The sequence below is a fragment of the Clostridium sp. Marseille-P2415 genome, assembly GCF_900155545.1.
In the GTDB taxonomy this organism is placed as follows: Bacteria; Bacillota; Clostridia; order Lachnospirales; family Lachnospiraceae; genus Lacrimispora.
Window position 1 is genome coordinate 381,996 of record NZ_LT732525.1, and the last position, 13,926, is coordinate 395,921.

12 protein-coding genes are annotated in these 13,926 nt (G+C 48.0%); 2 read left to right on the plus strand and 10 right to left on the minus strand.

Annotated elements, in window-relative coordinates; translation table 11 throughout:
* The first annotated feature begins 86 nt into the window (after window positions 1-86).
* Window positions 87-1,514: an amino acid permease gene (locus BQ9856_RS01910; protein ID WP_077609469.1), complete on the plus strand. Its 1,428-nt coding sequence runs from the start codon at window positions 87-89 to the stop codon at window positions 1,512-1,514.
* A gap of 48 nt (window positions 1,515-1,562) precedes the next feature.
* On the opposite strand, the gene BQ9856_RS01915 is transcribed toward BQ9856_RS01910, so the two are convergent.
* Window positions 1,563-2,405 (minus strand): bifunctional 5,10-methylenetetrahydrofolate dehydrogenase/5,10-methenyltetrahydrofolate cyclohydrolase, encoded by an 843-nt coding sequence (locus BQ9856_RS01915; RefSeq protein ID WP_077609470.1) that lies wholly within the window; start codon window positions 2,403-2,405, stop codon window positions 1,563-1,565.
* A gap of 20 nt (window positions 2,406-2,425) precedes the next feature.
* Window positions 2,426-3,058, minus strand: a complete 633-nt coding sequence (locus BQ9856_RS01920) for a cyclodeaminase/cyclohydrolase family protein (RefSeq protein ID WP_077609471.1) — start codon at window positions 3,056-3,058, stop codon at window positions 2,426-2,428.
* A gap of 205 nt (window positions 3,059-3,263) precedes the next feature.
* Here BQ9856_RS01920 and BQ9856_RS01925 point away from each other — a divergent pair, with 205 nt between their 5' ends.
* Entirely contained in the window at window positions 3,264-4,895 is a 1,632-nt protein-coding gene (locus BQ9856_RS01925) for a PucR family transcriptional regulator (protein ID WP_077609472.1), read from the plus strand.
* A gap of 1 nt (window position 4,896) precedes the next feature.
* Here the strand turns inward: BQ9856_RS01925 and BQ9856_RS01930 are convergent, their stop codons facing one another.
* From BQ9856_RS01930 to BQ9856_RS01965, 8 genes are all read right to left on the minus strand, one after another.
* The gene (locus tag BQ9856_RS01930; RefSeq protein WP_077609473.1) at window positions 4,897-5,856 is read right to left on the minus strand and encodes a DUF1177 domain-containing protein; all 960 of its coding nucleotides are present in this window, start codon (window positions 5,854-5,856) and stop codon (window positions 4,897-4,899) included.
* A gap of 18 nt (window positions 5,857-5,874) precedes the next feature.
* Complete coding sequence (locus BQ9856_RS01935; RefSeq protein ID WP_077609474.1) at window positions 5,875-7,128, minus strand: M20 family metallopeptidase; 1,254 nt, start codon at window positions 7,126-7,128, stop codon at window positions 5,875-5,877.
* A 20-nt stretch (window positions 7,129-7,148) separates the two neighbouring features.
* Window positions 7,149-8,135 (minus strand): ABC transporter ATP-binding protein, encoded by a 987-nt coding sequence (locus BQ9856_RS01940; RefSeq protein ID WP_077609475.1) that lies wholly within the window; start codon window positions 8,133-8,135, stop codon window positions 7,149-7,151.
* Window positions 8,128-9,141, minus strand: a complete 1,014-nt coding sequence (locus BQ9856_RS01945) for an ABC transporter ATP-binding protein (protein ID WP_077609996.1) — start codon at window positions 9,139-9,141, stop codon at window positions 8,128-8,130. Before BQ9856_RS01945 ends, BQ9856_RS01940 begins: the two co-directional genes overlap by 8 nt.
* 13 nt (window positions 9,142-9,154) lie before the next feature.
* Window positions 9,155-10,342 carry a M20 family metallopeptidase gene (locus tag BQ9856_RS01950; protein WP_077609476.1) on the minus strand — a complete coding sequence of 396 codons (1,188 nt, stop codon included), beginning with the start codon at window positions 10,340-10,342 and terminating at the stop codon, window positions 9,155-9,157.
* A gap of 9 nt (window positions 10,343-10,351) precedes the next feature.
* Entirely contained in the window at window positions 10,352-11,248 is an 897-nt protein-coding gene (locus tag BQ9856_RS01955; protein ID WP_077609477.1) for an ABC transporter permease, read from the minus strand.
* Window positions 11,249-12,202, minus strand: a complete 954-nt coding sequence (locus BQ9856_RS01960; RefSeq protein WP_077609478.1) for an ABC transporter permease — start codon at window positions 12,200-12,202, stop codon at window positions 11,249-11,251.
* Between the two features lie 64 nt (window positions 12,203-12,266).
* Entirely contained in the window at window positions 12,267-13,898 is a 1,632-nt protein-coding gene (locus BQ9856_RS01965; protein WP_077609479.1) for an ABC transporter substrate-binding protein, read from the minus strand.
* Between the last annotated feature and the right edge of the window lie 28 nt (window positions 13,899-13,926).

The window sequence follows — 13,926 nt, forward strand, 5'->3', positions numbered from 1 at the left end:
CTTTTGCCGCTTTATTGTATTTTCAGTTCCGAATAACTTTTCCGTTATCTGGAATAATAATACAAAAATCAAAAGCGAGGAATCCCATGAAAAATAAAGCAAATGGTCTTACTGCAGGCCGCTTAACGATGATGGCTCTGGGAACCGTGATCGGCGGTTCCTTTTTTCTGGGCTCATCGGTTGCCATACAGGCTGCCGGCCCGGGAATCATTCTTTCTTATCTGATTTGCGGTGTTATGGTTTATTTCATTCTTTTTGCGCTTTCGGAAATGACGGTATCCAATCCGGATTCCTCTTCCTTCCGGACATTTGCCGCTCAATATATAAATAGTGGCGCAGGCTTTGTTGTGGGCTGGGTCTATTGGACCGGAATGGTCATTTCCATGTCTAGCGAGGCTACCGCAGTTTCCTTACTGTTCCGGACATGGTTTCCGTCGGTCTCGATCCCGGTCCTGGGCACCGCTCTGATCATCGGGGTAACATTGTTAAATCTTTTGGGCGCAAACCGGCTAAGCAGCCTGGAAAGCATTCTGTCAGCAATCAAGATTTCAGCAATTTTCGGTTTTATTCTGTTAGGTTCCCTGATCGTTCTGGGTATCCTGCCGGGTTCCCGTCCCTTGGGAAGCAGCATATTGCGGTCGGAGGCATTTCTCCCCGGAGGCATAAAAAGCCTGGCAGGAAGCATGCTGATCGTTTTATTCACCTATGCAGGCTTTGAAATCATCGGACTGGCTGCCAGCGAAACGAAAAATAAGCAAAAAAACGTGCCGCGGGCAATCCACCTGACGGTTTTCTGGCTCGTGACACTTTATATTCTGTGCATTTCAATTCTTTTGCTGCTGGTCCCGACCGCATCCTTAAGCGAAAACGTCAGTCCTATGGTTACGGCCTTAAACCTCTACCATGTGACCTGGGCCGGCACTGCCATGACGGTTATATTAATCAGCGCAATTTTGTCCACCATGGTAGCTGCCATGTTTGGAATCGGAAGAATGCTCCGTTCTCTTGTGGATGACCGGCTTGGTCCTGCATTTTTAAAGGACAGAACCGATGTCCCCTACCGTGGGATTTTATTTTCCGGTTTGTCCATGGTGCTGTTTCTGTACATCGGATTGTTTTTTCCCCAGGTCTATCTGTTTTTGATCAGCTCCGGAGGGTTTGCATTGCTTTTCACTTATATCATGCTCATGTTTACCCATATCCGATTCCGGAAAAAGAACGGGAAGCCGGAAGGAAACTGCCGGTTGTGCGGATTTCCGTATAGTTCGCTGTTTACCATGGCCGGACTGATCATAGCCATGTTCAGTATGCCCTTTATAAAAGGTCAGACCTTAGGTTTTTTTGCAGGCATCGCTCTGGTTGCATTTTTTACGGTCTGCTATGCTATCGTAAAGGCGGCTAACAGACGGAGCATGCACCAATGGGAGCAATATCCGGCAGGAACGCCGGAGCATCGCCGTATTTTAACGGAATTTTCGGAAGAGCTCCATGATCCGGACATGAAAAAGAAATAAAGCATGGAAAACCGTACAGGCTGTGAGTTCTTTCCCACAGCCTGTACTTTATCCCTTATTCTTTCCTGCCGCCTGTACCAGGTGTTTCGCCAGCACGGCAGTTGTCACGGTACCAACGCCTCCGGGTACCGGAGTCGCCATGGAGGCAGTGCCTTCAAGAGATTCAAAATCCACATCTCCGCAAAGCTTTCCGTCCTCATCCACATTGATTCCCACATCAATGACCACGGCATCCTCTCCAACATAGGAAGCATCGATCATCTTTGCGCGCCCGGCAGCCGCAATCAGAATCTCTGCACTCCGGCAGACTTTTTTCAGTTCCTCTGTGCGGGTATGGCAAATGGTAACGGTTGCATTTTCCTTTAAAAGGAGCATGGAAAGGGGGCGCCCCACAACCAGGCTCCTTCCCACCACAGTCACTCTCTTTCCGGTCATGGGAATATCATTGGCCTTTAACACCTCCACAACTGCTTCCGCCGTACAGGGTGCAAACCCATCCTCACCGCCTGCAAATACACGGGCAATGTTTTCCGGTGAGATCCCGTCTAAATCCTTTCCCGGATCGATCATATGCTCGATATCCTTTTCCTTTATCTGCTTTGGCAAAGGCCGGAGCAAAAGGATTCCGTCGATATCCGGATTTTCATTGATTTTAAAAAACTCTTCCTTAAATGCTTCATCGGAAATATCTTTTGGAAAGCAAAAGCTTTCGGCCTGCAAACCGAAATTTTCCATTTTCTTTAATGCACCACGCTCATAAGCCAGATCATCCGGCCGTTCTCCCACCCTTACAATGGCCAGCTTTGGCGTTTTCTCCGGCAGATTTATTAAAAGCTCTGCCACCTCTTCCCTGATTTTCGCAGACACAGCTGCTCCCTTTAAAGTTATCACGGCTTTTTTGAGCCTCCTTTTTATTCTGTCTTTAACACCGCCTCTACTTTTGCATAAATTTCATCGGACCGCTTCCTTCCGGCCTCCGCCATCTGGTCTGCCCGGAGATTAAGCTCTCCGGCTCTTTCCCTCTGCTTCATGGATTTGGTATTAATGGATACATTCATCTTTGCACCCAAAAGAGCAGACTTAAGAAACTGGACTCCTACTCCCACATCACTGACAGCCAGCCGGCTACCCTTATCTGCCAGGACAGCCATGATCTCCAGCGCTTCCAAAGCCCGTTCCATGACTGCGGCCGGTACCAGGCTGGCCGCCAGTAAATGTTTTTCCAAAACCTCTGATTTACGCCTCTTTTCTTCCTCTGTGCCGGCAGGCAGGCCATAAGCTGCTGCCAGCGGGGCAAATACGGCCGCATCTTCGTCCGCAAGTCTTAAAAATTCCTTTTTTAAGCTCTCCAGTTTTATAAGAAGCTCCTGCATCTCCTCTTCCACATCCGCGTACCGTTTTTTCCCAAGAGTCAGATGGATCACCATCTCTCCCAGAGCCACGCCCTGTGCGCCGCCAAGTGCTGCCGCTCCTCCGCCTCCCGGCGTCGGCTTCCCGGATGACAGTTCTTCCAAGAATCCGGAAACTGTAAGATCCTGTATCATAAATATTTCCTCCCTTTCCGGCTGTATGTTTTAATCATTATATCGGCCTTTTACAAAAAACACAAGGTCCTATTTCAACATATTCCAGCAAAATCCGGGACTTTTTCACTGTAAAAATCTTGTAAAGGAACCGGATCAATGGTATCATTGTCGAAAAAGATAAATCTAAGCAGTAAGTCTCTGTTTCCAATGGAAGGAGTATCCAATGAAGTATCCAATCTTAACCCTTGGCTGGTTTTTATACGAAACTCCAATTGACAATCTTGAATTTATAGGCAATGAAGAAGCCTTAAATAAGCCGATCACGGGAATCAGCGTTCTGGATAATCCGGATGGGGTCAAGTGGATCAAAAAAAATGAGATCATTCTCACAACAGGATATATTTTTTACGATGACTTTGAACTGCAGAAAAAGGTGATCGCTGATCTCCATGCCATTGACTGTACCGCATTCTGCATTAAAGTCAAACGGTTCTTTGACAAAATCCCGGAGTCCCTGATCGAAGAAGCAAAAAAATACGGGGTTCCTCTTGTCTCTATGCCCTTTTACCACGGATATTCCAACATTATCAGCATAATCAATCAAAATCTGGTTGATCAGAAAATTTCCACTCAGCAGTTCATTCTAAATGAAACCGAAAAATTTCATCAGCTTTATTTTAATAAAGAAGGAATCATGAAAATGCTGGAGCAGGTATCCCATTATACCAATTCCATTGCCATGATCGCGACGACCTCTGATTTTCCGATTTATTACTATATCCCCCCCAAAGATCAGGCGGCGTTTTCAAAAATAGACAAGCTGCAGGCCCAGCCCGTAAACGCGCTGTCTAAGCAGACCGCAGAAAAACCGTCCGGAAAGCGTAATTTTTACTTCAATGATACCCTTCTTACCTTTCAGACTTTTCTGCTTCCCGACAGCCGGCATTATCTGTGTATTGATATTACCGGTACGGATATTGATGATACCACCGGAGCCATTTTAAGACAGATCTCTTCTGTCATTGCTCTGGAGCTTTCCTCCATGCAGGTTCAAAACAGGGTTTTTTCCCAGAAAAACTATTACGATTCCTTCTTTTATATGCTTACGGATATCAGGAATAAATCCGCCGAAGAAATACGTCTGATCTGTGATTCCTACTCGTTTCCTTATCAGTTAAAAAGGATCTGTGTCTCCCTGGAATGCCAGGAAAAGGAAAGCAAACTGTTCCGCAGCCTCTATAACGCAGTAAACCATGAGCTGATGCGGCTCGATCAGAAATCCTTCTTATGCCACAATGATAACCGGATCGTTATCTTTCTATTCTATCCAAAACAGGTATCGAATGGAAAGGCGCTCTCTCTGGCAAACCAGACGGTTTCACAGCTCATGGAAGCATTAAAAGAATATCACTCCTTTTTCAGACTGGGAATCAGCCGCTGCCATACTGCCTATGCTTCGATTGCAAAAGCATATGAAGAAAGCCTGCAGACTTTGCATCTGCAGACCCCCTCCTTCCAGACCGCCCGGATCAATTCTTACACCAGGCAGTATGCGTTCCATCTTTTGATCCAGCTTTCTTCCTATGAGATAAAAAAGATTTACCGGGACACGGTCAAGGACCTTGCCACCTATGATTCGGAAAATAAAAGCGAGCTTTTCCTCACCCTTAAGACCTATTTAGAAAGCTCATTAAGTCTTACGGAAACCGCTCAGAAATTATTTATACACAGGAATACCCTGACCTCCCGGCTTGCGCTGATCAAAAAGCTTCTTTGCAGTGAAATCTCATCCATTGAGGATATTTTTTATTTATATTTGGGAATCTGCGCCTGCGAACTGCTTCGCGGTATGTAGCTTATGCATCGTCGTCGCATTCATTTCCGGTTCCCAGGGTCTGAAAATGTTCCATATTTCCATACAGATACTGGATCCGGTCATATTCCTTTTCATCATAGAAGCTGCATTCCCCCCGGCCGTAGGCCTTTGCCACCTCTAACATAAATCTCGCGGCTTCCTCACAGTCCGTAATATGGGTCGCACCGGTTGCACAGCCTGCAACGGGTGCTTCTGTTGTTATGGCGACCCCGATCACAGGTGCTTTCGTAGCAGTTGCCGGCTGTAAAATGCTGTTTAAATGATACAGCCCGTTTCCGTAAGGAGTGATATCCTGCTGGGAAAGGGCATATACATAGGGCAGTTTTCCGGTGGTTGTCTGCATTAAATCCAGAATGCTCTCGGAAACCCGCAGGATATAACCTTCCTTCACAGTAGGGGAAACAGCAAACCCTCTGGTGTTGATGATCCGGTTTCCCTTTGTTGTATCAACAGATAAAATCGCATCCAGTTCAACCGTAACCTCTTCCTGATTGACCTGTGCCATATTCACCGGAGAATCCATAAACGGTACCGGTTTGTGTTCTCTGGTGGGCGCATCCGGACAAATATGGGTGGAAATGAATACATCTCCATCCAGATAATCTCCTTTGTTCTGCATATCCAGTAATTTCGCCGCCAGAGATAATGCGACCAGGGCTCCGTCTCCATCCGAAACAAAACCGATCCGCTCCGGTCTGGCTCCCAGACCCCCAAGTCTCCCCAGCAAACCGATGGTGGGAGCATCCATGCCTTTGCTTTTTCCCTTTGCCCCCGGGATCCTTACCTTTATCATATCGGTTTTTCCCTTCGGTCCTTCCAATGCGTAAACCTCCACGCTGGCATCCGGCCGAATGCTTTTTAAATAGGTTTCAACCTGTTTTCCACTGGCATAGCTGCTGTCAAGCAGATCATGTACCTCGATCAATTGTTTCATCAACATGACGAATCCTCCAAAAATTTATTTTATTTCCATGAGATCGCAGATAGCGGCTACATAGGTTTTGGCTGCTATAACCACATCTTCTATCTGGACCGTTTCATTATAGGAATGAATGCCAACCGTATTGGATGGACCGAACTGGATCGTCGGAATTCCCAGTTTCCGGTAATCCCTGGCATCACTGGATGCCCACTGGTATGCAGGGATCACTTCTTTTCCCAGCAGTTCTTCCGCATTTTTCCGGAAAGCAAGCACAATGGGAGCCTCGTGGTCCGTGAAATTGGCATCGCTCTTATAGTGAAGCTCGTATTCCACCCCTTCCACACCGCTTACTTCCATTATGCGTTTTAAAACTTCATCGATCTCCTCTTTCCGGACTCCGATGGGAAGCCGCACATCTACGGTTGCTTCACAATAATCGGGAACCATATTATGTCTGGTTCCGCCCTTAATAAGCCCTACATTGGTGCTTACATGGTCAATGACACTTCCCAATCCCGTAATTTTGTTTTCTCTTTCCGCAAGCATCTGGGAATCCTTCAAAGGCTTTTGCTGGCGGTCCGTGAAATGTCCTTTGACTTCCGTAAGCATGGAAACATTGGAAAGGACCTTTGCTAACTTTAAGATGGCATTTTCTCCCTTAAAATTGCCGAGACTGCCGTGGGCGGATTTTCCATAGGATTTTAAAGTCAGCAGCAGCCCGCCCTTCTGCCCGATCTCAATGGTATTCATGGATGTGGGTTCTGCAACCAAACATGCATCGGCATGATCCGCATACCCGTTGGCACAAAGCCACTGTGATCCGAACTGGCCCCCGCTTTCTTCATCGGATACAATATGCAGCCGGATATTTCCCTTTAACGGAACCTGTTTCCTGGCAAACAGGGAAAGTGCAAACAGGACTCCTGCCACTCCTGCCTTCATATCCGAAGTGCCTCTGCCTAAAATCCGGGTATCCGTTATCTCTCCTGAAAAGGGATCAAAATCCCACTGCTTTAAATCCCCGGCAGGCACCACATCCACATGCCCGTTGATGATCATGGAAAATCCCATGTCATTTCCATATCCGGCCACTACGCATGGATAGTCCGGATTACAGCCCGTTTCCTTATAATCGATTCCGGCCTCCTTAAGAAACGCTTCCACATAATCGATCACATCTCTCTGGGTACCGGTAGGGTTTTCACTTTTTATCTGAATCAGCCGGGATACAAGCCTGATCAGTTCATCCTTATGATCCTCTACATACTGAAGCAGTTCTTTTTTTGTCATAGCATCCTCCTTCTGGTCATTTACTGGTTTTCATATAAGAAGCAGGCCACTTGATGCCCCTCTTCCCCGTGCTGCTTTAACCGGGGTACTTCTCTTTTGCACCGTTCCATGCACTGGGCGCACCGGCCGGCCAGAGGGCATCCCTCCCGCTCGCCAATGGGACTCGGCACCTCCCCTTTCAGCACGATCCTCTCCTTCTTTTCATCCGGACTTTCCGGGGGAATGGCGGAAAGAAGCGCTTTTGTGTAGGGGTGCAGAGGATTTTTATAAATATCTCCTCCATTGCAAAGCTCCACGAACTGCCCCAGGTACATGATCGCGATCCGGTCGCTGACATATTTGACCACACTTAAATCATGGGAAATAAATACATAAGTAAGATTGTATTTTTTCTGTAATCCTTTCAACAGATTGATGACCTGTGCCTGAATGGATACATCAAGGGCCGAAACCGGCTCATCGCAGATGACCACCTTCGGGTTAATGGAAATGGCGCGTGCCACGTTTAAGCGCTGTCTCTGTCCGCCGGAAAACTCGTGGGGATACCGGTTCATATGCTGTACATCAAGGCCTACCTGTTGAAAAAGCTCCAAAACCCTTTTTTCGAGCTCAGCCTTCCCCTTGACGGTCTTATGGACGATCATCGGCTCAGACACAGAATCTGCCGCCGTATGCCTGGGATCCAGAGAGGAATAGGGGTCCTGAAAAACCATCTGGATGTTCTTGCAAAGCTCAAGCCTCTCCCTGGCAGATAACTTTATAATGCTTTTTCCTTCAAACAGAATCTCTCCGCCGGTCGGTTTGTGCAAGCCCACCAGACACCTTCCCAGGGTAGACTTTCCGCATCCGGACTCCCCGATCACCCCAAGCACTTCCCCTTCCCGGATATCCAGGTTTAAGTCTTTTAACGCATGAAGTACGGCTTTTTTACTGCCAAGCTTCTTTCCCTTTATCTCAAAATCCTTGGACAGATTTTTAATCTGCAAGATCACTTTTTTCTCATTCATTGACCTTCCCACCTCCCCGCACAAGACCGCCGGTTTCGCACTGTCTGTGACAGGCAACGAAATGTCCCGGTTCCAGTTCCTTTAATTCCGGAACACTGCTTTTGCATAGATCCACAGCATAGGGACACCGGTTGGAAAAATTACAGGAAGTCCCCGTCAGCCTCAAATCAGGCGGTGTCCCCGGAATGGCCGACAGTTCTTCCCCGGAATCACTGCCAAGCTTTGGCATGGAATCCAGCAATCCCCACGTATATGGATGCAGCGGCTTATGATACAGTTCCCCGCACGTGGTATACTCAACCGTCTTGCCTGCATACATGACCATCACGCTGTCACACATCTGCCATACCACACCCAGATTATGGGTGATCAGGAGGACCGCAGTTCCGTTTTTATCTCTCATCTCTTTTAACAGCTCCAGAACCTGTGCCTGAACGGTCACATCAAGAGCCGTAGTGGGCTCGTCCGCAATGATCATCTTGGGATTGCTGCAGATGGACATGGCAATGATAACGCGCTGGCACATCCCGCCGGATAATTCATAAGGATAGGAATCCATCCGGCGTCTGGCATCGGGAATGCCTACTTTCTTTAAAGCCTCTTCCCCCATGCGCCAGGCTTCCTGCCTGCTTACCTTCTGATGGGTACAAATCATTTCCACCATCTGGTGTCCCACTTTAAAGACCGGCGATAAGGAAGTCATGGGGTTCTGGAAAATCATGGAAACATCTCTTCCCCGAAAGGTCAGCAGTTCTTTTTTCCCCAGCTTTAATACATCGGTACCGTCAAAGACTATGCTGCCGCTTACTATTTTTCCGGTCCCGGCCGGCAAAAGCCGGATAATGGACGAGGATGTAACGCTTTTTCCGGAACCGGATTCGCCCACAATTCCCATGATCTCCCCCCGGCTGATGCGAAAGCTCACTCCATCTACGGCTTTGCTTACGCCGCTTGCCGTATAAAAATAGGTTTTCAGATCATTCACGGTTAATAATACATCACTCACAGCAGCACCTCCTTTACTCATAGTTCTTTCTCATTTCTGCAAAGCTCTGTTTTACTTTATCCATATTATCAGATGATGACAGCAGATCCAACGCGGTAAATGCCAGGGCTTTGGCTCCTGTCAGCACAGCCTTTTTTCCGGCCTCGCTTTTACATGCCTCTTCAAATTCCCTGGTATGGCCTCGAAGCTCCGGTACTACCTGCACATAAGACTGAAGCGCCGGAAGCACGTGGGTGATATTCCCTACATCCGTACATCCGATTCCCAGCTCTTTTCTTCTCGGCATGACCGTTTCCCCAAGTTCCGTTAAATTTTTTTCCAGCAGCTTTTCAAGCTCCCGGTTATTGCGGATGTCTTCATAGGTACAGCCATCCCACTCATACTTAAATGCGGTTCCTGTCATCCGGGCAATGGACTGTCCTGCTTCCAGGAATTCCTTTAAGATCTTTTCTTTGAACTTCTTGTCAAAAGACCGCACCGTAAATTTTGCCCGGCAAAAATCCGGTATATGGATGGGTTCTCTGCCCCCATCCGTAATCACTCCCAGGATCGTCCCTCTGCCATTCCAGCAAAGCCGCTGTCCGTTTACATACTGAAACAAAAGAAGCAGGGGATCAAGTGCGCTGATCCCTTCTTCCGGCCACGTGGCTCCGTGGGCGCTCTTTCCGTGAAATTCAACGCTTAAATCGGTTTTCGAATAGGAAATATCATTAACCACCGTCTCATTGGCAGAATGAATGATCATGGCTGCATCCAAGTCCTTAAACGCACCTCTCTCCAGCATGATCACCTTTCCTCCGCCGCCCTCTTCCGCCGGAGTGCCGAAAACAGATATCTTTCCGCCCAGCCTGCCGATCACGGCACGCACTCCGGCACCTGCTCCGGCCGACATCGCCGCCATCAGATTATGGCCGCAGGAATGTCCCATGCCCGGTACCGCATCATATTCAGCAAGAAATCCGATATGGGGCCCCGGCTTTCTGCTGTCATATTCCGCATGAAACGCAGTATCCAGACCGCAGATCCCTTTTTCCGTTTCAAAGCCAAATGACTCTAAAAGTTCCCTTACGGCTTTGCTGGATTTATATTCGTTAAAATTATATTCGGGATTGTCCCAGAGGTATTTAGCCAGTCCCCAAAGCTCATCCGCTTTTTCCTCAATGGTTTGCTCCGCATCTTTTTTTATCCTGTTTAATTCCATACTTTTCCCCTACTTTTTCATTTTAGGATCCAGCACATCCCGGATCCCGTCACCCAGAAGATTAAAACCGATCACCGTGATCAGGATAAATACCCCCGATACCGCGGCAATATGAGGTGCCGTATTAAGAGAATTTCTTCCGGCGCGCAGGATGCTTCCCCAGGAAGCGGTGGGCAGTTCGATCCCAAGGCCCAGGAAGCTTAACGCAGCTTCTGAAATAATGGCACTGGCTATGTTTAAAGTAGCATACACGATCACTTCTGAGATCGTGTTGGGCAGTATATGGTGAACCAGCATACGGAAATGGGAAATTCCGATGACCCTTCCCGCATTGCAGTACTCTTCCTTTTTTACGACCAGAACCTGTCCTCTTACCACTCTGGCAAACCTGGGTATCTCCGCAATGCCGATGGCAAGAATTACATTGATGATACCGGAACCGAGAACTGTCATAAGAACAATGGAAAGCAGAATAAAAGGAAAGGCCAGAACTCCATCCATGATCCGCATCAGGACCCCATCCACGATTCCGCCCATATATCCCGCGATCAGACCTAAGATGACACCTGTGATACCGCCTACGATGGTCGCACCTGCTGCAACCAGAAGAGATACTCTTGCACCGTAGCAGATTCTGGCAAACAAATCCCTTCCGTACTCGTCGGTTCCGAATAAATGGCCTTTCTCAAAAAAAGTAAGATATGCATCAATGGGATGGATCTCATTGGGCTTTCCATCCGTGATAAACGGTGCCAGTATGGCAATTGCGATCATAAAGCAGACCGCAGCCAGTCCGATGACCGCCGTTTTGTTTCTTTTCAGTTTATTCCATGCGCTGTTTGCTTTTCGTTCTTTCCTTAATATTTCTTCATGGGACTCACGGTCTAATCCGAGCGTTTTTGCCATTTAGCTCCCTCCTTCATAACTGACATTTGGATTGATGATCATGTAGATCACATCCACAAGCATATTGATGATTACGAAGGCCAGTGCGATCACCAGAACCGCTCCCTGTATCAGGGCATAGTCTCTGTTATCGATCGCACCCACGATCAGGGTTCCCATACCCGGCCATGAAAAAATGGTTTCCGTAAGGATCGCTCCGGCAAAGCAGCCTGCCAGCTGCAGTCCCAGCACCGTGATGAGAGGCGGCAATGCACTTTTTAATGCATACTTCCAGATCACCACATACTCCTTCATTCCTCTGGCCCTCAGGGCGCGAATGGAATCGCCGTGAATGGACTCCAGAATGCTGGAACGGGCGATTCTGGAAAAGGTAGCCGTGGGAATCGTCGCAAGGCAGAAGCAGGGAAGAACCATATGGCGGATCACATCTCCGATCCCATTGGAAATACTTCCCATGCCAAGAACCGGCAGCCAGCCAAGATTTACGCTGAAAAGCAGGACGAGCATAAGACCCAGCCAGAAAATAGGCATGGAGACACCGACCAGCGCCAGTATCATAAACACATAATCAAACAGGGTGCCCTGACGGACCGCAGAGGTCACACCGATCAGAAGGCCCGCAATGAGCGCGATGAAAACCGAGGGCAATGCAATCAGCAGAGTGTTTGGGATCCGTTTTGCTATCAGGCCGAGCACCGGCTGATTGTAGGAATAGGAAACCCCGAAATCCCCTTTTAAGATATGGATCATATAATCCTTGTATTGACCCGCAAGTGACTGGTCAAGGCCCATGGTCTCCCGCATCTTTTCCACATCTTCCACAGATGCCTGAGGCCCCAGAACCGCTCTGGCCGGATCACCCGGTATCATTCTGGTCAGTATAAAGGTCAGCGTGACAACCACAAAAAGAGACGGAATGATCTGTAAACATCTGATTAATATTGTTTTTAACATATATCTCCTCTCGTGTCTTTCAAATGGGGGATATTGCAGAAGCAATATCCCTCCTTCCTTTTTGTTACTTCGATAACCATACGTTGGTGTCCGGAGTACAGATCTTGACCTTTCCGTCGGCTCTCTGTACCATGCCCTGAACATTGGAGCTTACACCCCAGTTTACATTTTCATTTGCATAAAAGATTCCGGGATACTGCTTTACGATAACAGCGAGAGCTTTCTTGTATAATTCCGCCCGCTTTTCCTGATCCGTGGTCAGTAATGCGTCGTCTAAATACTGATCCACTTCTCCGTTTGAGAAGCCCTGGCCGTTTCCAAGGGAACCGATGGCACTGGTATGGAACAGCTTGTTTAAGAAGAAATACGGATCCGGGTACCAGGTCCAGGACATTGCAAATACATCGGCTTCTCCGGATGCTCCTATTTCGCTGAAGGTTCCCCATTCACTGGTATTAATGTTTACGTTGATGTTTAAATTCTGTTTTAAATAAGCCTGGAATAAGGTTGCCATCTTTACTCTGGCTTCCGTATTGGAAATGTAGATATCCATGTCAAATCCATCCGGATATCCGGCCTCTGCCAGAAGTTTTTTGGCTCCTTCCGGATCATAGGCGGGAACTTCTGATTCAAGGCTGGAATCGTATCCCCAGGATCCCGGAGGCAGCGGCAGGCTGGCAGGTTTCGCTTCCTGATACTGATATACACCGGCGGTAAGCTCCTCTACATTGACCGCTTTTATGATCGCCTCCCTGACCCGGATATCGGCGGTAGGACCTTTTTTCTGATTGAAATAGATATAGGCAACATGAAGTCCCGGTGTTTCCATCAATTCTACGGACTGGTCGTCTCTGGCGATCTGAACTGCTTCCCCGGTTAAACTGGTTGCCACATTGATCTCTCCGGTACGAAGGGCATTGACTGCCTGGTTTCCATCGCTGATAGGCTTAAAGGTAACGCCATCCAGATAAGGAGCCGCCGCCCAGTATTTGTCGTTGCGGGTTAATTCCGCTTTCTGGTCCAGTTCAAAGGATTTCAGTGCAAACGGACCGGTCCCTACAAGATGAGTGCCAAAATCATCTCCCCAGCCCTCAACCTCTTCTTTTGGTACGATCACATTTCCTGCGTCGGTCAATGCGGTTAAGAATACGGCATTTGGCTCTGCCAGATAGCAGACCACTTCCGTATCGCTGACCACTTCGCAGTGATCCAGCATGTCCAGCCTGTCCATGGCAGAAAGCTCATGGGAACGCTCTAAGGAATATTTCACATCCTCTGCCGTCATCTTTCTTCCGTCCTGATATTTTCCCGGCTGGAAATAAACATCATCGCGGAGGGTAAAGGTATAAGCAAGGCCATCCTCGCTTACGGTCCAGGATTTGGCAAGTCCCGGCTGAATTTCAGTCAGATCCGTATTGTATTCCACAAGGGTATCACATACGGTTCCGATAATCTGGGATTCATAGGTTCCCGTATACTTTACAGGATCCAGATTCTTGGGGGAAGAAGAAAGGGAAATTGTTAAAACGCCGCCGGATACCGGTTCCCCTGCTGCTTTCTCCGCTCCCGCCGTTCCCTGGGCTGCACCGGCTGCTTCCGTCGTTTCCGCCGTTGAGGCTGAATGATCAGAGCCGCATGCACTTAGAACAGCAGAAACAGCCACGGTTAAAATTGCTGCTAAGATTCTCTTTTTCATAATGGTTCCTCTTTTCCTTTTATATTAA